Annotated in this window: 19 protein-coding genes; 8 read left to right on the top strand and 11 right to left on the bottom strand. The window is 72.8% G+C overall.

The window, feature by feature from the left end; translation table 11 throughout:
- Nucleotides 1-30: 30 nt before the first annotated feature.
- A complete protein-coding gene (locus tag AC07FV_RS33755; RefSeq protein WP_479091491.1) occupies nt 31-474 on the top strand; it encodes a DUF7144 family membrane protein in 444 nt (147 codons plus the stop codon).
- A 3-nt stretch (nt 475-477) separates the two neighbouring features.
- Here AC07FV_RS33755 and AC07FV_RS33760 read toward each other — a convergent pair whose 3' ends face one another.
- Nucleotides 478-1,311 (bottom strand): TrmH family RNA methyltransferase, encoded by an 834-nt coding sequence (locus tag AC07FV_RS33760; RefSeq protein ID WP_479091493.1) that lies wholly within the window; start codon nt 1,309-1,311, stop codon nt 478-480.
- Between the two features lie 256 nt (nt 1,312-1,567).
- On the opposite strand from AC07FV_RS33760, the gene AC07FV_RS33765 reads away from it, so the two are divergent.
- Nucleotides 1,568-2,065, top strand: coding sequence for a DUF4396 domain-containing protein (locus tag AC07FV_RS33765; protein ID WP_479091495.1), 498 nt, complete (start codon nt 1,568-1,570; stop codon nt 2,063-2,065).
- A 78-nt stretch (nt 2,066-2,143) separates the two neighbouring features.
- On the opposite strand, the gene AC07FV_RS33770 is transcribed toward AC07FV_RS33765, so the two are convergent.
- The 4 genes from AC07FV_RS33770 to AC07FV_RS33785 form a co-directional block, all read right to left on the bottom strand.
- Nucleotides 2,144-3,595 carry a sensor histidine kinase gene (locus AC07FV_RS33770; RefSeq protein WP_479091496.1) on the bottom strand — a complete coding sequence of 484 codons (1,452 nt, stop codon included), beginning with the start codon at nt 3,593-3,595 and terminating at the stop codon, nt 2,144-2,146.
- Nucleotides 3,596-4,348, bottom strand: a complete 753-nt coding sequence (locus tag AC07FV_RS33775) for a response regulator transcription factor (protein WP_479091497.1) — start codon at nt 4,346-4,348, stop codon at nt 3,596-3,598.
- A gap of 61 nt (nt 4,349-4,409) precedes the next feature.
- Nucleotides 4,410-5,072, bottom strand: a complete 663-nt coding sequence (locus tag AC07FV_RS33780; RefSeq protein WP_479091499.1) for a CE1759 family FMN reductase — start codon at nt 5,070-5,072, stop codon at nt 4,410-4,412.
- Nucleotides 5,069-6,205: an LLM class flavin-dependent oxidoreductase gene (locus AC07FV_RS33785; protein WP_479091500.1), complete on the bottom strand. Its 1,137-nt coding sequence runs from the start codon at nt 6,203-6,205 to the stop codon at nt 5,069-5,071. Before AC07FV_RS33785 ends, AC07FV_RS33780 begins: the two co-directional genes overlap by 4 nt.
- A 144-nt stretch (nt 6,206-6,349) precedes the next feature.
- Between AC07FV_RS33785 and AC07FV_RS33790 the strand changes: the two genes are divergently transcribed.
- Together AC07FV_RS33790 and AC07FV_RS33795 are read left to right on the top strand one after the other, a co-directional pair.
- Nucleotides 6,350-6,688 carry a YnfA family protein gene (locus AC07FV_RS33790; protein WP_053135097.1) on the top strand — a complete coding sequence of 113 codons (339 nt, stop codon included), beginning with the start codon at nt 6,350-6,352 and terminating at the stop codon, nt 6,686-6,688.
- 78 nt (nt 6,689-6,766) lie between these two features.
- Nucleotides 6,767-7,546, top strand: coding sequence for an SDR family NAD(P)-dependent oxidoreductase (locus tag AC07FV_RS33795; RefSeq protein ID WP_479091547.1), 780 nt, complete (start codon nt 6,767-6,769; stop codon nt 7,544-7,546).
- A gap of 19 nt (nt 7,547-7,565) precedes the next feature.
- Here AC07FV_RS33795 and AC07FV_RS33800 read toward each other — a convergent pair whose 3' ends face one another.
- On the bottom strand, nt 7,566-8,759 hold the full coding sequence (locus tag AC07FV_RS33800) for an RtcB family protein (RefSeq protein WP_479091502.1): 1,194 nt from the start codon (nt 8,757-8,759) through the stop codon (nt 7,566-7,568).
- 205 nt (nt 8,760-8,964) lie between these two features.
- Between AC07FV_RS33800 and AC07FV_RS33805 the strand changes: the two genes are divergently transcribed.
- The 3 genes from AC07FV_RS33805 (at nt 8,965) to AC07FV_RS33815 (ending at nt 12,181) form a co-directional block, all read left to right on the top strand.
- A complete protein-coding gene (locus AC07FV_RS33805) occupies nt 8,965-9,840 on the top strand; it encodes a DUF3558 domain-containing protein (RefSeq protein WP_479091503.1) in 876 nt (291 codons plus the stop codon).
- A 132-nt stretch (nt 9,841-9,972) separates the two neighbouring features.
- On the top strand, nt 9,973-10,815 hold the full coding sequence (locus tag AC07FV_RS33810) for a DUF3558 family protein (protein WP_479091505.1): 843 nt from the start codon (nt 9,973-9,975) through the stop codon (nt 10,813-10,815).
- Nucleotides 10,816-10,915: 100 nt separating this feature from the next.
- Nucleotides 10,916-12,181, top strand: a complete 1,266-nt coding sequence (locus tag AC07FV_RS33815; protein WP_479091507.1) for a DUF2637 domain-containing protein — start codon at nt 10,916-10,918, stop codon at nt 12,179-12,181.
- A gap of 77 nt (nt 12,182-12,258) precedes the next feature.
- Here AC07FV_RS33815 and lysS read toward each other — a convergent pair whose 3' ends face one another.
- Nucleotides 12,259-14,001, bottom strand: coding sequence for a lysine--tRNA ligase (gene lysS / locus AC07FV_RS33820; protein ID WP_479091508.1), 1,743 nt, complete (start codon nt 13,999-14,001; stop codon nt 12,259-12,261).
- 192 nt (nt 14,002-14,193) lie between these two features.
- Here lysS and argS point away from each other — a divergent pair, with 192 nt between their 5' ends.
- A complete protein-coding gene (gene argS / locus AC07FV_RS33825; RefSeq protein WP_479091510.1) occupies nt 14,194-15,954 on the top strand; it encodes an arginine--tRNA ligase in 1,761 nt (586 codons plus the stop codon).
- Nucleotides 15,955-16,007: 53 nt separating this feature from the next.
- On the opposite strand, the gene AC07FV_RS33830 is transcribed toward argS, so the two are convergent.
- The 4 genes from AC07FV_RS33830 to AC07FV_RS33845 all read right to left on the bottom strand — a co-directional run bounded on the left by AC07FV_RS33830 (nt 16,008) and on the right by AC07FV_RS33845 (nt 20,725).
- Nucleotides 16,008-16,955: a hypothetical protein gene (locus tag AC07FV_RS33830; RefSeq protein ID WP_479091512.1), complete on the bottom strand. Its 948-nt coding sequence runs from the start codon at nt 16,953-16,955 to the stop codon at nt 16,008-16,010.
- Nucleotides 16,956-17,087: 132 nt separating this feature from the next.
- Nucleotides 17,088-17,936, bottom strand: a complete 849-nt coding sequence (locus tag AC07FV_RS33835; protein ID WP_479091514.1) for an arylamine N-acetyltransferase family protein — start codon at nt 17,934-17,936, stop codon at nt 17,088-17,090.
- Nucleotides 17,937-17,998: 62 nt separating this feature from the next.
- Nucleotides 17,999-19,228 (bottom strand): aminotransferase-like domain-containing protein, encoded by a 1,230-nt coding sequence (locus AC07FV_RS33840; protein ID WP_479091516.1) that lies wholly within the window; start codon nt 19,226-19,228, stop codon nt 17,999-18,001.
- A 126-nt stretch (nt 19,229-19,354) separates the two neighbouring features.
- The gene (locus AC07FV_RS33845) at nt 19,355-20,725 is read right to left on the bottom strand and encodes a helix-turn-helix domain-containing protein (protein ID WP_479091518.1); all 1,371 of its coding nucleotides are present in this window, start codon (nt 20,723-20,725) and stop codon (nt 19,355-19,357) included.
- Nucleotides 20,726-20,779 lie beyond the last annotated feature (54 nt).

Genomic DNA, 20,779 nt, shown 5'->3' on the forward strand with positions numbered 1-20,779 from the left:
AAGACGAAGGGTTGAGAGGTCATGGTGGACATGCCCCACGGAGCACGGCACGAGGCCGGCCCGATCGACCGCGAGGACGGGCGATCCGGCAACGGGCGGTCCGACGACGGGCGGTCCGCCGGGCCGTTGCGGTACTTCGGCGTGCCGCTGCTCGTCAGCGGAGTGCTGAGTGTCCTTCAGGGCATCACCGGCATCGCCGAGGACCGTCTCTACGGGGTGCCGCGGCACTACGAGTACCGGTTCGACCTCACCAGCTGGGGCTGGATCCACCTGGTCGTGGGCGTCGCGCTGATCGTCGTGGGGGTGGGGATGCTGCGGTCCATGAGCTGGGGCCGCGCGGCCGGGCTGGCCACCGCCGCGGTCAGCCTCGTGACCCAGTTCATGTTCATCCCGTACTACCCCCTGTGGTCGATCAGCGTGATGGCCCTCGACCTGATCATCCTGTGGGGCCTGGCCCGGCTCGCCGCCTTCTGACCGTCAGGCGCGCCTCGCGGCGACGAGGCGCTGCCGGTGCGCCTCGTAGAGCACGGCGGTCGCGGCGTTGGCGGCGTTCAGGGAACTCGCGGACCCGGTCATCGGGATGCTGACGGTGTGGTCGCACAGGTCCCGCCAGGCGCTGCTCAGCCCGGACGTCTCGTTGCCGACCAGCAGCAGCACCGGCTGGGTGAAGTCGAAGTCGAAGACCTCGCACTCGCCCTTCTCGTCCGTGCCGACCAGCACGATCGGCCGCCCCTCGGCGCGCCGCGCGGCGACCCAGTCCACGACGGTGCCGGGCGACCCCACCCGCACGGCCGGCAGGGCGAACAGGGAGCCGGTGCTGGCCCGCACGGACTTGGGGTCGTAGACGTCCGCGGCGTGCCCGGACACGATGAGCCCGTCCGCCCCGAAGGCGTCCGCGGACCGGATGATGCTGCCGATGTTCCCGGGACTCGTCGGCCGGTCGAACACGACGCCCAGGAAATCGGTGCCGACGCGGAGCCGGTCCAGGTCGTCGGCCGGCATCTCGACGACCGCGACGAGCTCCGGCGCGCTCTCGTTCTTCTCCCCCAGCTCCGCCAGCAGCTCGGGCGCCATCGCCACCTGCTCGGCGTCGACCTCGCGCAGCAGCTCCCGCGCCCACGGGGACAGCTCCCGCCGGTCGTCGTGGATCAACGCCTTCACGGGCCAGCCGTACCGCACCGCCAGCGAGATCGGACGCACCCCCTGGACCAGGAACTCCTTCGCGCGCGTGCGCTTGTTCCGGTTGCCCAGCAGCGCCTCCCACTGCTGGAAACGAGCATTGCGTGCGGTGATCCGCCGGCGTGTCGGCACCGGTCCTCCAAGTGGGGCGTCGTCGATCCGTGTCCAGCGAGCCTACGGCCACCGAACGGGCCCTCCGGAATACCCCCGGGGGGTATGATGTTCCCGATCGCGTGGCTCGTTCGCGTGGCTCGTTCGCGTGGCTCGATCGTGTGGCTCGTTCGTCGGCTCGCCGGGTTCCGCAGGGGCACATGGACACACGGACGGCGAACGGCGGGCCGCCCACCGCACGCGACGGCCGTCGACCGGGCACGAGAAGGGGAGCGACATGGACCACGACACGCACCACGCGCGGCACCCGCGCAAGGCGCACGAGGCGCACGAGGCGCACGAGGCGACCTGGGCCACGGCGGTCAGGGCGACGCTGCACTGCCTCACCGGGTGCGCCGTCGGCGAGATCCTCGGCATGGTCATCGGCACCGCCCTGATGTGGGGCAACATGCCGACGATGATCCTCGCGATCACCCTGGCCTTCGTCTTCGGCTACTCCTTCACGCTCGTCGCGGTGGTGCGCGCCGGTGTCTCCCTGAAGGCCGCCGTCAAGGTGGCGCTGGCCGCCGACACCGTCTCCATCGCGGTGATGGAGCTGGTCGACAACGCCATCATCGCGCTGACGCCGGGGGCGATGGACGCGCACCTGTCGGACGGGCTGTTCTGGTCGGCGCTGCTCGGCGGGTTCGCCGTGGCGTTCGTGATCACCACGCCGGTCAACAAGTGGATGATCGGCCGGGGCAAGGGCCACGCCGTGGTCCACGCCCACCACTGACAGGGGCGCCCACCCCGGCCGCCCGGCCGGTGACCCGAGCCTCGGAACGCCCGGCCGGTGCACCCGCGCCCCCAGGGGCTACCCCAGGCGCCCGCCACCGCCGTCCCCGTCGTCCTCGCCGTTCCCCGGCCCCGGGCCCACCGTGAACCCGATCACCGACCCGCCCCCCTCCCGCCGCACCGCGAACGGCGCTCCCCCGTGCGCCAGCGCCACCTCCCGGACGATGGACAGGCCGAGCCCCGAGCCGGGCCGGGAGCGGGCGGCGGCGGCCCGGTAGAAGCGGTCGAAGACACGGGCCAGGTCGGCGTCGGAGATGCCGGGACCCCGGTCGCGGACCTCGATGCGGACCGTGCCCGGCCGGGCGGGCCCGGAGACGGCGATCTCGATGGGAGCGGTGCCGTCCGGATCGAACTTGGCGGCGTTCTCCACCAGGTTGGTGAGCGCCCGGGTGAGCAGGGCGGGCCGCCCGTCGGTCACCGTCGCTCCGCCGACCGACACCCCGATCTCCCGCCCGGTACGGCGTCTGGCCTGGGCCGCGACGTCGTGCGCGATCCCGGCGAGGTCGACCCGCCGCGGGGGCTCGCCGGCGGACTGGCCGGCCGCCAGCTCGACCAGTTCGTTGACCAGGTCGGTCAGCTCCCGCGCCTCCTGGCCCAGGTCGGCGACCAGTTCCTCGCGGGCGCCCGGCGGGAGTTCGTCGATCCGGCGCAGCAGCGAGATGTTGGTCCGCAGGGAGGTGAGCGGCGTCCGCAGTTCGTGGCCCGCGTCCTGGACCAGTCGCCGCTGGTCCTCCTCCGACTGGGCGAGGCGGCCCAGCATGAGGTCGAAGGCGCGGCCGAGGCGGCCCACCTCGTCGGGGCCGGTGACCGGCACCGGAACGCCGAGCCGACGGGTGCGGGCCACGTTCTCGGCGGCGGAGGTGAGGACCACCAGCCGCCGGGTGATGCGGCGGGCCAGCCACCAGCCGAACAGGCCCGCGGCGGTCACCACCGCGGCCATCAGGAGCAGCGTCCGGCGTTGCAGCGCCCGCAGCAGGTCCTCGGTGCCGCTGAACTCCTGCGCCACCTGCACGGCTCCCCGGCCGCCGCCGAGGGAGACGGTCGCCACCCGGAAGACGTCCCGGCCGACCCCCACGTCCTCGTGCTGCACCGTCCGCCCCGCGTCGGCGGCACCCGCGACCCGCCGGTCGGCACCGGTGACCGGCAGCCGCGGGCCGGCCGGGTCGGAGATCCCGCCGTCCGGCCCGAGCACCTGCACGTCGGTGCGGGCCGGGCGCACGATGTCGTGGCCGGGCGCGGAGGAGGAGAAGTCGCCGGGCGCCATCCGCCGCTCCCGCACCTCGGCCCGCAGGTCCTGCACGACCTGCGCGAAGACGGACTCCTGGTCGACCCGGACCAGCCGGGCCGCCGCGTTGTACGACAGCACCCCGACGAGGACCGTGACCACGGCCGCGACCGTGGCGAACGACACCGCGAAGGTCGTCCGCAGCGACAGCAGCCGGGGCCGGCGCCCGAGCGGAGAGGGGCCCACTCAGTCCTCCCGCAGCACGTAACCCACCCCGCGTACGGTCTGGATCAGCCGCGGCGCGCCCGGCCGGTCGAGCTTGCGGCGCAGATAGCCGACGTAGACGGCGAGGTTCTTGGAGCCGGGCCCGAAGTCGTAGCCCCAGATCCGGTCGTAGATCGTGGAGTGGTCGAGCACGATGCCCGCGTTGCGGACCAGCAGCTCCAGCAGTCCGAACTCGGTGCGGGTCAGTTCCAGCTCGTGGCCGTCCCGCCAGGCGCGCCGGGCCCGCGGGTCCATGCGCAGTCCGGCCGCCTCCAGGTACCGGCCGTCCGCCCCGAGCCGGTCGCCGTCGTCCTCGGGCCGGTCGTCACCGCCTTCGGGCCGGCCGTCACCGGCCTCGGGCTCCGCGCGGTCCGTGCGGCGCAGCAGGGCGCGCAGCCGGGCGAAGACCTCCTCGACGTCGAAGGGCTTGACCACGTAGTCGTCGGCGCCCGCGTCCAGGCCCGCGATGCGGTCGGCGGTCTCCACCAGCGCCGTGAGCATCAGGATCGGCGTGCGGTCGCCCCCGGCGCGCAGCTCCCGGCAGACCTGGAGGCCGTCGGCGCCCGGCATCATCACGTCCAGCACCAGGACGTCGGGCCGGGCGCGATGGGCCTCGGCCAGCGCCTCGACGCCGTCCGCGACCGCGGTGACCCGGTACCCCTCCAGGGTGAGGGCGCGCTCCAGGGCGTGCCGGATGGCGCGGTCGTCTTCGGCGAGCAGAACGGTCCGGGGCACGCACCCAGTCTGCCAAGGGCGCACGCCCCGCGACCGGGCGGCCGGACTTCTCACCGAGATCTCACCCGGCGGGCCGCAGCGCGGCCAGCCGCTCCGCGAACGGCACGATCCCGTCGGCCTCCGCGACCGGCCTCCCGGCCGTCTCCGCGACCGGCGCCGCGCCCGCCCCCTCCGTCGCCTTCCCCGCCGGCCTCCCGGCCGTGGACAGCCCCGTCATCAGCGCGGCCAGCTGCCCGGCCGCCCGCTCGATCCGTCCGTCCAGCCCCTCGGCGCCCCAGTCCTCCGAGGCGGCGTACACGCCGGTGGGGACGACGACGGCCTTCAGGTAGGCGAAGAGCGGACGCAGCGCGTGCTCCAGGACCAGCGAGTGCCGGGCCGTGCCACCGGTCGCGCCGATCAGGACCGGCTTCCCGGCGAGGGCGTCCTCCTCGGTCACGCTCAGCGCGTCGAAGAACGACTTGAACAGTCCGCTGTACGAGGCCGAGAACACCGGCGTGACCACGACCAGCCCGTCCGCCGCCGCGACCGCGTCGAAGGCGGCGGACAGCTTCCGGCCCGGGAATCCGTTGGTGAAGGTGTGCGCGATCTCCACGGCGAGGTCGCGCAGCTCCACCACCTGGACCTCGGCCGGCGCCCGGCCCGCGGTGGCGGCGGCCAGGCGGTCGGCCAGCAGCCGGGTGGAGGACGGGACGCTCAGTCCCGCGGAGACGACGACGAGCTTCATGCCCGTACTCCTTCCTTGCTGTCCTTGCTGCCCTTGCTGCCCTTGCCGTCCTGGCCCTCCTTGCGGGCGGCGGCCAGCAGCGACGCGTGGTTCGGCGCGTCCGGGACGTCGGCCGGGCGGTTCCTGGCGAACTCCTTGCGCAGCACCGGCACGACCTCCTCGCCGAGCAGGTCGAGCTGCTCCAGGACGGTCTTCAGGGGCAGTCCGGCGTGGTCCATCAGGAAGAGCTGGCGCTGGTAGTCACCGGCGTAGTCGCGGAAGGCGAGGGTCTTCTCGATCACCTGCTGGGGCGAGCCCACCGTGAGCGGGGTCTGCTCGGTGAAGTCCTCCAGGGAGGGGCCGTGCCCGTAGACCGGCGCGACGTCGAAGTACGGGCGGAACTCGCGCACCGCGTCCTGGCTGTTCCTGCGCATGAACACCTGCCCGCCGAGGCCGACGATCGCCTGCTCGGGCGTGCCGTGCCCGTAGTGGGCGTAGCGGGCCCGGTACAGCTCGACCATGCGCTTGGTGTGGTCCGCGGGCCAGAAGATGTTGTTGTGGAAGAAGCCGTCGCCGTAGTACGCGGCCTGCTCGGCGATCTCCGGGGAGCGGATCGAGCCGTGCCAGACGAACGGCGCGACGCCGTCCAGCGGGCGGGGCGTGGAGGTGAAGCCCTGGAGGGGGGTACGGAACTTGCCCTCCCAGTTCACGACGTCCTCGCGCCACAGGCGGTGCAGCAGGGCGTAGTTCTCCACGGCGAGGTTGATGCCCTCGCGGATGTCCTTGCCGAACCAGGGGTACACCGGCCCGGTGTTGCCGCGGCCCATCATCAGGTCCACCCGGCCGTCGGCCAGGTGCTGGAGCATCGCGAAGTCCTCGGCGATCTTCACCGGGTCGTTGGTGGTGATGAGGGTGGTGGAGGTGGAGAGGATCAGCCGCTCGGTGCGGGCCGCGATGTAGCCGAGCATCGTGGTGGGCGAGGAGGGGACGAAGGGCGGGTTGTGGTGCTCGCCGGTCGCGAAGACGTCGAGCCCGACCTCCTCGGCCTTCAGCGCGATGGCGACCATGGCCTTGATGCGCTCACGCTCGGTCGGTGTACGCCCGGTGGTCGGGTCCGGCGTGACGTCGCCGACGGTGAAGATGCCGAACTGCATGGTCGCTCAACCTCCGAGTTGTTGACGGTTCAACTATACCGCCTCCAACGGTGGGGTCCCGGACGTTATTCCGGCCCGGCGCCCGGCCTCGGGGAGCGGCGCCCCCACCGGCCCGCGACGCGCCCCGCGTGCGAAGCTGCCCGCATGCTCGTCCTCCGCTCCGCCGCCCTGTTCGTCGTCGCCGCCCTGTTCGAGATCGGCGGCGCCTGGCTGGTCTGGCAGGGCGTGCGCGAGCAGCGCGGCTGGCTCTGGGCGACCGGCGGCGTCCTCGCCCTCGGCGCGTACGGCTTCGTCGCCACCTTCCAGCCCGACGCCCACTTCGGCCGCATCCTCGCCGCGTACGGCGGGATCTTCGTGGCCGGTTCGATCCTGTGGGGCATGGTCGCGGACGGCTACCGCCCGGACCGCTGGGACGTGACGGGCGCGCTGGTCTGCCTCGCCGGGATGGCCGTGATCATGTGGGCGCCGCGCAACGGAGGCTGACTACCCTGGGCGGCGACCGTGTCGCACCGTGACGGGGACGCCTCCCGCACCCCGCCCGCCAGGAACCAGGAGCAGCCCATGGCCCCCGCAGCCGCCCCGTCCGCCGCCTCGCGCATCGCCGTCGTCACCGGTGCGAGCAGCGGCATCGGCGCCGCCACGGCCCGGCAGCTCGCCGCCGCCGGCTACCGCGTCGTCCTCACCGCCCGCCGCAAGGACCGCATCGAGGCGCTCGCCGAGGAGATCGTGGCGGCCGGCCACCAGGCGACGGCGTACCCGCTGGACGTCACCGACCGCGCGGCCGTCGACGAGTTCGCCACCGCCTTCAGGAAGGTCGGCGTCCTCGTCAACAACGCGGGCGGCGCGCTCGGCGCCGACCCGGTCGCGACCGGCGACCCGGACGACTGGCGCCGCATGTACGAGACGAACGTCATCGGCACCCTGAACCTCACCCAGGCCCTGCTCCCCGCGCTGGAGGCGAGCGGCGACGGCACGGTGGTCGTCGTCTCCTCCACCGCCGGCTTCGCCACCTACGAGGGCGGCGCGGGCTACGTCGCCGCCAAGCACGCCGAACACGTCCTCGCCGAGACCCTCCGCCTGGAGATCGTCGGCCGCCCGGTCCGCGTCGTGGAGGTGGCGCCCGGCATGGTGAAGACCGAGGAGTTCGCCCTGACCCGCTTCAGCGGCGACGAGGACAGGGCGGCCAAGGTCTACCAGGGCGTCGCCGCCCCCCTGACCGCCGACGACGTCGCCGACACCATCACGTGGGCGGTCACCCGCCCCGCCCACGTGAACATCGACCTCCTGGTCGTCCGCCCCCGCGCCCAGGCCTCGAACACGAAGGTGCACCGGGAGGGCTGAGGCGGCGGCGCCCCGGGCGTCAGCCCTTCACGCAGACGACCTGCTTCAGCTTCGCCACGACCTCCACGAGGTCCCGCTGCTGCTCGATGACCTGGTCGATCGACTTGTAGGCGCCCGGGATCTCGTCCACGACGCCGGAGTCCTTGCGGCACTCCACGCCTCGCGTCTGCTCCTCCAGGTCCCGGGTGGAGAAGCGGCGCTTGGCGGCGTTGCGGCTCATGCGCCGACCCGCCCCGTGGGACGCGGAGTTGAAGGACTTGTCGTTGCCGAGGCCCTTGACGATGTACGAACCCGTCCCCATGGAGCCAGGGATGATCCCGTAGTCCCCCGAGCCCGCGCGGATCGCGCCCTTGCGGGTGACCAGCAGGTCCATGCCGTCGTACCGCTCCTCCGCCACGTAGTTGTGGTGGCAGGAGATCTCCCGCTCGAAGACCGGCTTCGCCTTCTTGAACTCCTTGCGGACCACGTCCTTCAGGAGCGCCATCATGAGGGTGCGGTTGTACTTGGCGTACTCCTGCGCCCAGAACAGGTCGTTGCGGTACGCCGCCATCTGCGGGGTGTCCGCGACGAACACCGCGAGGTCACGGTCGACCAGCCCCTGGTTGTGCGGGAGCTTCTGGGCGACCCCGATGTGGTGCTCGGCCAGCTCCTTGCCGATGTTGCGGGAACCGGAGTGCAGCATCAGCCAGACAGCACCGGTCGTATCCGTGCACACCTCGACGAAGTGATTCCCGGAGCCGAGCGTTCCCATCTGCTTCCCGGCCCGCTCGTGACGGAACCTGACCGCTTCGGCGACTCCGTCGAACCGCCCCCAGAAGTCGTCCCACCCGCCGGTCGCCAGCCCGTGGAAGCGGCCCGGGTCGACGGGACTGTCGTGCATCCCCCGGCCCACCGGGATGGCCTGCTCGATCTTCGACCGCAGCCGCGAGAGGTCACCGGGCAGGTCGTTCGCCGTCAGGGAGGTCCGCACCGCCGACATCCCGCAGCCGATGTCCACACCCACCGCGGCCGGGCACACCGCACCCCGCATCGCGATCACGGAACCGACGGTCGCCCCCTTGCCGTAGTGCACGTCCGGCATGACCGCGAGTCCCTTGATCCACGGCAGGGTCGCGACATTGCGCAGCTGCTGCAGCGCCCCGTCCTCGACCGTCGCCGGGTCGGCCCACATCCGGATCGGCACCTTCGCGCCCGGCATCTCCACGTACGACATAACGTCCCCATTCCCCCGGAAAACCTACAGAAGTCTCAAAGCGCAAAACCGGCGCCAAGGGCAGCCAAAAGGACGACTGACCGGCGTTCACGGCGGCTCGTGCGATACACATTGTCTTCTGGGGACGCCCCCGCGCGGCAAGCGAATAACCAGCGGGGACACTGGAGTACCGACCCACAGCCACACCGGCGAGAGGAGCCGTACCGTGCAGCGGAAGGCCTATGTACCCGGCGTCGCCGCCGCCCTGGCGGTCATGCTGGCCGGCTGCACCGGCGGCTCGGGCGACGGCGCCACGGCGGACGACTCCAATCCGGGCCGGCCCGGCGTCGCGACCGAGGCAGCCCAGCCCGGCAGGTACCGCACCCTCCCGGAACCGTGCGGCGCGGTGGGCGACAAGTCGCTCGACTCGCTGCTGCCCGGCATCCAGGAGATCACCGACGAGCAGCAGCGCGCGAAGGCCTACGCCGGCGAGGCGACTCTCGCGTACGACACCGACCGCAAGGTCGGCTGCCGTTGGAAGGTGGAGTCGGCCGACGCCACCAACCACCTCTTCGTCGACTTCGAGCGGGTGGTGTCCTACGACAACTCCGTGAGCGACGACAGTCAGGCCGAGCAGCTCTTCGCGAAGCAGGTGGAAGCCGCCGACCTGCCGGAACCGGTCGTCTCCGAGGCCGAGTCGGAGTCGGAATCGCCGTCGGAGCCGTCGTCGGCCTCCGCGTCGGGGTCCGCGTCCCCCTCCGACACCGCGTCACCCGGCGCGTCCGCCACCACCCGGCCGTCCGGCTCCGCGACGTCCAGCGCCCCCTCGTCGGGCGCGTCCTCCGGTGCCACGCCCACCGACCTCCAGCCCCGGCTCCTCGACGACCTGGGCGACGAGGCACTGGTCGACGACGAGCTGAGCAGCTCCGGTTCGACGGCGAAACGACGCACGGTGACTGTGGCGTTCCGCACGTCGAACGTCGTGGTGACCATCGAGTACGCGGAGCAGTCGGCGATGCTCGGCGTCGTCCCGGACAGCGAGGAAATGCAGGACATGGCGCGGAAACTGGCCTCCCAGCTCGCGGATTCGCTGAGCGGTTGAGCCCGGCGGGGGCTCCCCCGGGCCCCCGGGTGAAGCCCTCGAAGACGAGCCGCACACTTTCCCCACCGCGTACGGTGACCCCTCGGACCCGTTCCGACCGCAGGAACCACGAGTGCCATGAGTGAAGGAACCATGCAGCGACGAGCCCAGCGTGACCAGCGAGCCAAGCGACTCCCCCGTGTTGTCTGCGCGGCGGCCGCCGTCCCCCTGATGCTGGTGGCGGCCGGCTGCTCCTCGGACTCCGGCTCCGACGACGGCAAGGACAAGGCCGCGGACAAGGCGACCGCCTCCGCGTCCGCGAGCCCGTCCCCGACGGTGGAGGCGGCCGCGTACGCGAAGCTGCCCGAGCCCTGCTCGGTGCTGGCGAAGAAGACGCTGAAGGACCTGGTGCCCAAGGCCGACTCCGGCAAGGAGGGCGCGTCGAACGACACGGCGACGCGCGGCAGTTGCTCCTGGGACAGCCTCGACGACAACGGCGTGGACGGCTCCCAGTTCCGCTGGCTGAGCGTGTCGATGCTGCGCTTCGACTCGGACGCCACGCGCGGTGCGGGCGACAAGCTGGCGCACGACTACTACACGAAGCAGCTCCAGGACGCCCAGACCGCCGAGGGCGCCAAGAGCCTGAAGACCACGCCGGTGAGCGGCACGGGCGACGAGGCGTCGGTCGTGCGGTACGACCTGAAGAAGAAGGAAGGCACCTTCAAGCAGCAGACGGTCGTCACACGCGTCGAGAACGTCGTCGTGACCGTCGACTTCAACGGTGCGGGCCTGGCCGGCGACGACACCCCCGACGCCGACGACCTGGTCAAGGACGCCCAGAAGGCGGCCAAGGAAGCGGTCGCGGCGGTGGCGAAGGCCAACGGCGGTGCCGCGGCGCCCTCCGGGTCCGCCTCGGGCTCGGCCTCCGGGACGGGGTCGAAGGCGCCGTCCGAGGATGCCGGGACCTCGTCGAAGGCCCCGGCCAAGGCGTCGTAGAGGACGAGCCGAGGGGCCGTACCGACCACCGGCCACCCGTTCCCCGCACACATGTGCCACTCTGTTGCGCGCAACAACAGGCACTGGGAGGGGAGTACGGGTGGCCGCGCCACTAGAGCTGACCCGGACGCATCGCGTTCTCATCGGCATGGTCGTCTTCGGTGCCGTCATCATCGCCGGGATCGGCTTCGCCGGTTCGTACGCGGCGGTGCGGGAACTGGCCCTGCAGAAGGGCTTCGGGAACTTCAGCTACGTCTTCCCGATCGGCATCGACGCGGGCATCTGCGTCCTGCTGGCCCTGGACCTGCTGCTGACCTGGATCCGCATCCCGTTCCCGCTGCTGCGCCAGACCGCGTGGCTGCTGACGGCGGCGACGATCGCGTTCAACGGCGCCGCCGCCTGGCCCGACCCGCTCGGCGTCGGCATGCACGGCGTGATCCCCATCCTGTTCGTGGTGTCCGTCGAGGCCGCCCGGCACGCGATCGGCCGGATCGCCGACATCACCGCCGACAAGCACATGGAGGGCGTCCGCCTCACCCGCTGGCTGCTCTCGCCGGGGCCGACCTTCCTGCTCTGGCGCCGCATGAAGCTGTGGGAGCTGCGCTCCTACGAGCAGGTGATCAAGCTGGAGCAGGAGCGGCTGGTCTACCAGGCCCGGCTGCGCTCCCGCTTCGGGCGCGGCTGGCGCCGCAAGGCCCCGGTGGAGTCCCTGATGCCGCTGCGCCTGGCCCGCTACGGCGTCCCCCTGTCCCAGACCGCCCCGGCCGGCCTCGCCGCGGCGGGCATCGAGCCGGCGCTGCTGCCCCCCGCGCCCCGGCCCCAGGAGACGGGCCCGCAGGCGGCCCCAGCCGCGGAGCAGCGGCCCGAACTGGCCGTCGCCCGGCCGCAGGAGCGGGAGCCCGGACCGGACGCGCCCACCGAGGAACGCAACCCGTGGCTGCACGCCCGGGACCCGCAGACCGTGGAGTACCACGGCGGCTACGACCCGGACTTCGACCCCGAGCAGTACGCGCACTGGGCGGAGGAGCAGCGGCAGGCCGAGCAGTACCGGGAGCAGTTCGAGGAGGAGCCGCCGCCGCAGGAGCCGTCCCCCGAGGAGACCGGCAGCTTCCCGATCCCGGTGGGCCCGACGCGCACGCGGGAGCTGGGCGAGGGCGGCGGCACGGCCGAGCCGCCGCCGACGCCGGAGGACTACTACACCGTCTTCCGCAAGTCGATCGACGGCAGCTACCCCACGGCCGCCCAGTTCCGGGACGACGTGGAGGCGACCTTCGGCGTGCCGCTCGCTGCGCGGGAGGCCGACCGCATGGTGAAGGTCTTCAGCGAACGCCACACCCGCGAACTCCAGGAGGAGCACATCGCGTAGCCGGCAGGCCGAGCGCCTGACCGACAGCCGAAAGGGGCCCTCCGCCGGCGGAGGGCCCCTTTCGCCGTGGCGCCTGTCTACTCCCCGAGCAGGGTCCGCACCCGCTCCTGCCCCACCGCCAGCAGCAGCGTGGGCAGCCGCGGGCCGGTGTCGCGGCCGACGAGCAGGTGGTAGAGCAGCGCGAAGAACGACCGCTGGGCGGCCTTGATCTCCGGCGGCAGCTCCTTGGGCGTGGCGTCGGCGGAGAAGCCCGCCTGGACCTTCGGCACCCCGTAGACGAGGTGGGTGAGCCCGTCCAGCGACCAGTGCTCGGCGAGCCCGTCGAGCAGCAGCCGCAGCGACTGCCGGCCCTGCTCGTCGAGGGACTTCAGCAGCTCGGCGTCGGGCTCCCCGCGCACGATGGTCCGCTGGTCGGCGGGGACGTGGGTGTTGATCCACGCCTCGGCCTTGTCGTACCGGGGCCGGGCCTCCGCGAGCGTCCCCAGCGGGTCGGCCGGGTCCAGCTCGCTGAGGATGCGCAGCGCCTGGTCCTCGTGCCCGGCGGTGATGTCGGCCACGGACGCCAGCGTCCGGTACGGCAGCGGCCTGGGCGTGCGCGGCAGCTCACCGGCGGCGGTGCGCACGGCGCGCGCGTGGGCGGCCACGTCGGCGGGCAGGGCGGTGCCGTCGGCGACCTTGGCGTCGAGGCGGTCCCACTCGTCGTAGAGGCGCTGGATCTCCTGGTCGAAGGCGATCTTGAAGGACTGGTTGGGCCGGCGGCGGGCGTACAGCCAGCGCAGCAGCTGCGGCTCCATGATCTGGAGCGCGTCCGCCGGGGTGGGCACCCCGCCCTTCGACGAGGACATCTTCGCCATGCCGCTGATGCCGACGAACGCGTACATCGGCCCGATCGGCTGCTCGCCGCCGAAGATGCCGACAATCTGCCCGCCGACCTGGAACGACGACCCGGGCGACGAGTGGTCCACGCCGCTGGGCTCGAAGATCACGCCCTCGTAGGCCCAGCGCATCGGCCAGTCGACCTTCCAGACCAGCTTGCCGCGGTTGAACTCGCTGAGCCGGACCGTCTCGGAGAAGCCGCACGCGGTGCAGGCGTAGGTCAGCTCGGTCGAGTCGTCGTCGTAGGCGGTGACCGTCGTCAGGTCCTTCTCGCAGTTGCCGCAGTACGGCTTGTACGGGAAGTACCCGGCGGAGCCGGAGCTGCCGTCGTCCTCGGCGGCGGCGCCGGAGCCCTCGGCGGCCTCCAGCTCGGCCTCGTCGAGGGGCTTCTGCTGCTGCTTCTTCGGCGCGGCCTTCTTCGTCCGGTACTGGTCGAGGATCGCGTCGATGTCCTGCCGGTGCCGCATGGCGTGCAGGACCTGCTCGCGGTAGACACCGGAGGTGTACTGCTCGGTCTGGCTGATCCCGTCGAACTCCACGCCCATCTCGGCGAGCGAGGCGACCATCGCGGCCTTGAAGTGCTCGGCCCAGTTCGGGTGCGAGGAGCCCTTCGGCGCGGGGACGGAGGTGAGGGGCTTGCCGATGTGCTCGGCCCACGACTCGTCCACCCCGGAGATGCCGGCCGGCACCTTGCGGTAGCGGTCGTAGTCGTCCCAGGAGATCAGGTGCCGGACCTGGTGGCCCCGGCGGCGCACCTCGTCGGCGACCAGGTGCGGGGTCATGACCTCGCGCAGGTTGCCGAGGTGGATGGGACCGGACGGAGAGAGTCCGGACGCGACGACGACGGGTTTGCCCGGTGCACGGCGCTCCGACTCGGCGATGACCTCGTCCGCGAAACGGGAGACCCAGTCGGTGGTCTCTGTGCTCTGAGCCACGATCGGCACGTCCTCTTCCCTGGTTCCCTGGAATTCCCAGGACTTCTGCTGAGCAGCCGGTACGGTCGCACGGCTGACCGCTCCATTCTCCCAGCCCGGCCCGCATCCGCGAAAACGGCTTTTCACCGCGTGGGATACTCGGGTTCCGTAGCTACAGACAGCCTCACTCCCGGAACCCCGAGCAGAACGGCGAACCACTCCATGGCCTCGGTCACGTCCCTCAGCGACTCCGTCCAGCAGCATCTCGCGTCCGCCCTCACGGCCACCCGGCCCGAGGCCGCCGGCGCCGACCCGCTGCTGCGACGAAGCGACCGGGCGGACTACCAGGCCAACGGCATCCTCGCCCTGGCCAAGAAGGCCAAGGCGAACCCGCGGGAGCTGGCCACCGAGGTCGTCGCGCACCTCACCACCGGTGACCTGATCAAGGAGGTCGAGGTCTCCGGGCCCGGCTTCCTCAACATCACCGTCGGCGACCGCGCGATCATCGGGAACCTCGCCGCGCGGTACGCGGACGAGACCGGCCGCCTGGGCGTCCCGCACGCCGAGCGGCCGGGCACGACGGTGATCGACTACGCCCAGCCGAACGTGGCGAAGGAGATGCACGTCGGCCACCTGCGTTCCGCGGTGATCGGCGACGCCCTGCGCGGCATGCTCGACTTCACCGGCGAGAAGACCATCGGCCGGCACCACATCGGCGACTGGGGCACCCAGTTCGGCATGCTCATCCAGTACCTGTTCGAGCACCCCGGCGAGCTGGCCCCCGCGGCCGACGTCGACGGCGAGCAGGCCATGAGCAACCTGAACCGGGTGTACAAGGCCTCGCGCGCCCTCTTCGACTCCGACGAGGAGTTCAAGGAGCGGGCCCGCAGGCGGGTCGTCGCCCTCCAGTCCGGCGACAAGGAGACCCTCGAACTGTGGCAGCAGTTCGTGGACGAGTCGAAGGTCTACTTCTACTCCGTCTTCGAGAAGCTCGACATGGAGATCCGCGACGAGGAGATCGTCGGCGAGTCCGCGTACAACGAGGGGATGCCCGAGACCGCCCGCCTCCTGGAGGAGATGGGCGTCGCGGTGCGCTCCGAGGGCGCGCTCGTCGTCTTCTTCGACGAGATCCGCGGCAAGGACGACCAGCCCGTGCCGCTGATCGTGCAGAAGGCGGACGGCGGCTTCGGCTACGCGGCCTCCGACCTCACCGCGGTCCGCAACCGCGTCGGCGACCTGCACGCGACCACGCTGCTGTACGTCGTGGACGTGCGCCAGTCGCTGCACTTCCGGATGGTCTTCGAGACCGCCCGCCGGGCCGGCTGGCTGAACGACGACGTCACCGCGCACAACATGGGCTACGGCACGGTCCTCGGCGCCGACGGCAAGCCCTTCAAGACGCGCGAGGGCGAGACCGTGCGGCTGGAGGACCTGCTGGACGAGGCGGTGCAGCGGGCCGCCGAGGTGGTCCGGGAGAAGGCGCGCGACCTCACCGAGGACGAGATCCAGGAGCGGGCCGCGCAGGTCGGCATCGGCGCCGTGAAGTACGCGGACCTGTCGACGTCGCCGAGCCGGGACTACAAGTTCGACCTGGACCAGATGGTCTCGCTCAACGGCGACACCAGCGTCTACCTCCAGTACGCCTACGCCCGTATCCGGTCCATCCTCCGCAAGGCCGGCGAGGTCCGCCCCGCGGCCCACCCGGAGCTGGACCTGCACGAGGCGGAGCGCGCGCTGGGCCTGCACCTGGACGCGTTCGGCAACACGGTCTTCGAGGCGGCTGCGGAGTACGCCCCGCACAAGCTGGCCGCGTACCTGTACCAGGTGGCGTCGCTGTACACGTCGTTCTACGACAAGTGCCCGGTCCTCAAGGCCGACACCCCGGAGCAGGTGGAGAACCGCCTGTTCCTGTGCGACCTCACGGCGCGCACCCTGCACCAGGGCATGGCCCTGCTGGGCATCGGGACGCCCGAGCGACTCTGATCCGGCGGGCCGGGACGCACCCGGCCCGCCCGTCAGGCGTCAGCCTTCAGACGTCAGGCGTAGTAGTGGATCGTCCCGCGCAGCGCCGGCTCGGCGCCCTCGCAGTGCTGGACGAACGTGGCGGCGAAGGCGGTGATCACGCCGTCCTCGCCGCGGCCCAGCCTGGTGAGGGTCAGGGTGCCCTCACTGGCGTTGCACCCGCCGAAGCCGGACACGTCGAGGCCGGCCACCCCGGGCCCGCTGCCGCGTTCCGTCCGGTAGGTGCGTCCGGCCTCGAAGCGCTCGCCGGCCGGCGGGACGAGCAGGGCCGACCAGGTCTCGCGCTTGCCGGAGACGTCGTACTGGAGACCGCCGGTGCCCCACTCCTGGAGTGAGAAGAGGCTGGTGGCGCCGGTGTGGGTGCCGCTCCTGCCCTGACCGGGGTAATCCCCGGGCTCGCTGGCGTAGGCGAAGGACAGCGGGTAGGCGCGGTACTTGACGACGCCCTTGAGGACCGGGGCGTCGGCCGCCTCGCAACGCTGCGTGTAGGTCGCGTCGAGCACGGTGATCGCGCCGGTGGCGTCCGCCTCGATCTGGTGGACCGAGAACTGCCCGAAGACCTGGTTGCAGCCGCGTGAGTCGCCGCTGACGTCGAGGCCCGGGGCCCGCCCGGTGCGCGAGGACGCCCGTTCCGCGTCGCGGTAGACCCCGGGGTGGAGCTTCTCCCCCTGCGGCGCGGCCAGTTCGACGGTCCACCAGTCGGTCTCGTTCTCGATCCGGACGGTCAGCGCCTCCCGCTCCCCGGACACGGTGATGTCCGCCGTCCCGGGCGTGTAGGCGACGCTTGCGCCCTGCCCGACCCAGTCGCCGGACGCGCTGGTGTGGCTGTACTTCGTCACGGCCACCGGTGTCCCGGTCGCCGCCGCGGCGGGCGCCGACAGGCCGGCGGTCAGGCCGATCGTCGCGGTCAGGCCCGCCAGCGTGCCGAGCACGGCACGCCGCCATCCGGTGCGACTGCGCACGGATGCCTCCCCCTCATGAGGCGGGCGCCCCTGCGGGGCGCCCGAACTGATTGCGCACAACACGGAGTTGACTGTCCCCCGCTGCTTCACACAAACCACTGGAAGCGCACATTCCCCAACGCTCCCCGGCTGTCAGCCGGTCAGCCGCACCCCCTCGGGCGCGTCGATGCCGAACTCCTCCGCCAGCACCCGGCGGACCTCCGCCTCGTCACCCGGCTTCCGCTCGGTGACCGCGCCGTCGGCCCCGGTCCTGGTGAGGACGCCGCCGTCGAGCGCCAGGTGCCCGTCGGGCAGCAGCCGCTGCACATAGGGCCGCCGGGAGAAGGGGGAGCGCGGGTTCGTGGCGACGTGCCAGTTGACGACCTCGTAGTCGGACGCCTCGAACGGCTCCCGGGTGAAGGCGTACTGGGCCTGCCAACCACCGCCCGCGCCGGGCCGGTGGGCCTCCAGCACCCACGTCTCCAGCGGCCCGCGTCGCGGCGCGTGCACCAGCCGGTGCCGGCGCCCGGCGTCGCGGAACTCGGTGTCCGCCGCGAGCGGCACCGGCTCCAGCAGGGAGCCGGCGGCACCGAAGCCGACGTCGGCCAGGTACGGCCGCGGGTCGCCGGGCACCTCGGCCAGGAGCGCCATGTGGGTGCGCGGACGGTCCTCGAAGCGCTCCGCGCCGACGACGACCCGCGCGGTCAGCCGGGTCACCCCGAAGCCCAGCGTCTCCAGGGCGGCCGCGAACAGGGTGTTGTGCTCGTAGCAGTAGCCTCCGCGACGGCGGCCGTGCACCAGCTTGGCCATCAGGTCGGACAGCGCGAGGGAGGGGGCCGTGCCGCCGACGGCGTCGAGGTTCTCGAACGGGACGGCCCGCAGGTGGGCGAGGTGCACCCCGCGGAGCACCGCCGCGTCGGGCCGCCGCTCCCCCTCCCAGCCGATCCGGTCGAGGTAGGCGTCGAGGTCGAAGGGCGTCGTCGTCGGCACGGTCGCAGGCATGCCCTTCACGGTACGTGCGCGCGCGACGCCCCTGCCTCGGCTCTTCGTCCTAGGACCGGGTCCTACGCCCCTCGCGGCGCCGCCTCCCGCAGCGCCGCCCCCAGCCGCCGCAGCCCCTCCGCGATCTCGTCCGGCGTCTGCGTCACGAAGCACAGCCGCAGCGTCGCGCGGTCGGGTTCCCCGGCGTGGAAGGGGGCTCCGGGCACGTACGCCACGTCGTGCCGGACCACCTCGGGGAGCAGGGCGGTCGTGTCGTAGCCGTCCGGCAGCCGCGCCCACAGGAACATGCCGCCCTCGGGACGGCTCCACGCCGACCCCGCCGGGAGCGCGTCCGCCACGCCGGCGAGCATCGCGTCCCGGCGTGCGCCGTAGGCCCCGGCGACCCGGGCGACGTGCGCGTCCAGGTCCCGGTCGGCCAGGTACCGGGCGGCGGCCAGCTGGTTGACCGTCGGGGTGTGCAGGTCGGCGGCCTGCTTGGCCACCGCGCAGGCCCGGCGCAGCGTGGCGGGGGCCCGCAGCCAGCCGAGTCGCAGGCCGGGTGCCATGACCTTGGAGAAGGAGCCCAGCAGCACGGTCCGGTCCCGGGCGGCCTCGTGGGAGGCGATCCACGGCAGCCGCTCGCCCTCGAAGCGCAGCTCCCCGTACGGGTCGTCCTCGACGATCCACAGCCCGCAGCGGCCGGCGATCCCGGCCACGGCGGCACGGCGCGCGGCGGGGAGGGTGCGGCCGGTGGGGTTCTGGAAGGTGGGGACGGTGTAGAGCAGCTTGGGCCGCTCGCGCAGCACCAGTTCCTCCAGTGCCTCGGGGTCCATGCCGTGCTCGTCCCCGGGCACCGCGACGATCCGGGCGCCCGCGAAGCCGAAGGCCTGGAGCGCGGCCAGGTAGCAGGGGTTCTCGACGAGGACGGTGTCGCCGGGTTCGATCAGGGCGGTGGCGAGCAGCGAGAGGGCCTGCTGCGAACCGGTGGTGACGAGGAGGTCGTCGGGGTCGGTGCCGAGGCCGCGGACCGAGGTGCGGGCGGCCAGCGCGGCCCGCAACGAGGGTTCGCCCTCCGTGGTCGAGTACTGGAGCGCCCGCGCGGGCTGCTCGGCGAGGACGTCCCGGTAGGCGGCGGCGATGCCCTCCGCGTCGAACAGCTCCGGAGCCGGCAGCCCGCCCGCGAAGTTGATCACCTCGGGGCGGGCGGTCACGGCGAGGATGTCCCGTACGGGCGACCCGCCGATCGACCGGGCCCGTGCGGCGAGCGGCGGCGGGGAGGCGGAGGGTGCGGGCGCGTTCTCGGTCACGGTCATGCCCGCACCCTAGGAAACCGCGTGCCACCTACACACGGCTTTCCGCGATACGGACACCCGTACGACCGCCGCGTGTTCGGCCCGGTCGGCACCCCGGCCCCGCCCGGCACCCCGGCCCCGCCAGCCTCACTCGGCCGGGACGAACTCCCAGGCGTCGCTGCCGAGGGGATACGCGTAGTAGGAGCTGTCCTTGGAGGCGCTGGTGCGGAACGGGCGGCCGTTGTCGTCGACGCGCACCGTGCCCTCCCGGCCCCCGCTCGACCACTCCAGCTCCAGGTACCAGCTGACGTCGTGGCCGCTGGTGTGCGCGTCGACACGGAAGACCTCGGGGTCGGACTCGCTCACCTTGTACGGGAAGTTCCGCTGCCCGCCGACCGGCATCACCAGGGGGTTGCCCAGGTCGAGGGCGACGTCGAAGTCCTTGGGGTCCACCTGGCCGCCGCAGCCGTTGCCCATCACGTACTGGTCCCAGCCCAGCGGCGGACCGCTGCTCACCACGCGCACGTGCAGGCCCGTCAGGACCACGGTCTCCGCGCCGGTGCCCTGCACGGTCAAAACGGCCGTCTGCCGGTTCGCCGAGACGGCGCCGTAGGCGGTGGCCCAGCCGACCGCGTCCTGCTGGGGCGGTGGCGGCAGCACGTTCTTCGGACTGCGGTCCACCAGGAACGCGTGCTCGCAGGGGGTGTCCCAGTAGTACGGCGTGGTCGACACGGTGAGCGGCGGGCCGGTGTCGGGTGCGCGGCGGCTCGGCCCGGCGGTGCTCCCGCCCGGGGCGGACGCGGACGCGGAGGGCGAGGCGGACCGGGGCGGCGACGCGGACGCGGAGGGGGACGGCGAGGAGGAACCGCTGGGGGACGCCGACGGGGTGGCGGTCGCCGACTCCGGGACGGAGGCCCGCGCGGCGGCCCCGGCCGGTCCCCGGCGCCCGCCCTCCTCACCGCCGTTGCCCGGCACCAGGTTGACCACCAGGGCCACGGCCGCGCTGACGGCGACGACGCCGATCGCGGCGTACAGCGCGGTGCGCGGCACCCGCCGGCGTGCCGTGTCCGGGACGGCCGGTGCGGGCGGGAGCGGCGGGGTGCCGTCCGCGCCCGCCCCGAAGGCGTCGGCGGCCCCGGCCACCTCGCCCCCCGCGACCACATCGGCTGCTTCGGTGACTTCGGCGGCTTCGGCGGCTTCGGCGGCTTCGGCATCCCTCACCGCGTGCGACTCCGCGGGTCCCGTCCCCTTCGGGGCGCTCCCCTCCTCCTTCTTCACGCCACGCAGCGCGTCCGCGCGGATCCAGCGGCGGTGGAGTTCGAGCACCTCCTCGGGGGTCGCCCGGCACACCCGGGCAAGCCGCTCGACCGGGGCGAACTCGGTGGGGACGACCTCCCCGCTGACGTACCGGTGGAGGGTCGAGGCGCTCATGTGCAGCCGCTTGCCCAGCGCTCCGTAACTGAGCCCGGACCGCTCCTTCAACTCCCGCAGCAGTCCCGCGAAATCGTCCCCCGCCACCCGTTCCTCCCTCTCCCCGCATCCCCGTACGGCGTCCCAGCAGGATGCCGTTCC

The sequence above is a fragment of the Streptomyces sp. NPDC045956 genome (assembly GCF_056430705.1).

What these genes read in the sequence shown, in the direction of transcription:
- AC07FV_RS33800 (WP_479091502.1), bottom strand. Translation starts at nt 8,759, where the DNA reads ATGTCGTACGTGGAGATGCCGGGCGCGAAGGTGCCGATCCGGATGTGG.
- AC07FV_RS33840 (WP_479091516.1), bottom strand. Translation starts at nt 19,228, where the DNA reads ATGACCGTGACCGAGAACGCGCCCGCACCCTCCGCCTCCCCGCCGCCG.
- AC07FV_RS33835 (WP_479091514.1), bottom strand. Translation starts at nt 17,936, where the DNA reads ATGCCTGCGACCGTGCCGACGACGACGCCCTTCGACCTCGACGCCTAC.
- AC07FV_RS33785 (WP_479091500.1), bottom strand. Translation starts at nt 6,205, where the DNA reads ATGCAGTTCGGCATCTTCACCGTCGGCGACGTCACGCCGGACCCGACC.
- AC07FV_RS33765 (WP_479091495.1), top strand. Translation starts at nt 1,568, where the DNA reads ATGGACCACGACACGCACCACGCGCGGCACCCGCGCAAGGCGCACGAG.
- AC07FV_RS33780 (WP_479091499.1), bottom strand. Translation starts at nt 5,072, where the DNA reads ATGAAGCTCGTCGTCGTCTCCGCGGGACTGAGCGTCCCGTCCTCCACC.
- AC07FV_RS33795 (WP_479091547.1), top strand. Translation starts at nt 6,767, where the DNA reads ATGGCCCCCGCAGCCGCCCCGTCCGCCGCCTCGCGCATCGCCGTCGTC.
- AC07FV_RS33810 (WP_479091505.1), top strand. Translation starts at nt 9,973, where the DNA reads ATGCAGCGACGAGCCCAGCGTGACCAGCGAGCCAAGCGACTCCCCCGT.
- AC07FV_RS33755 (WP_479091491.1), top strand. Translation starts at nt 31, where the DNA reads ATGCCCCACGGAGCACGGCACGAGGCCGGCCCGATCGACCGCGAGGAC.
- AC07FV_RS33790 (WP_053135097.1), top strand. Translation starts at nt 6,350, where the DNA reads ATGCTCGTCCTCCGCTCCGCCGCCCTGTTCGTCGTCGCCGCCCTGTTC.
- argS (WP_479091510.1), top strand. Translation starts at nt 14,194, where the DNA reads ATGGCCTCGGTCACGTCCCTCAGCGACTCCGTCCAGCAGCATCTCGCG.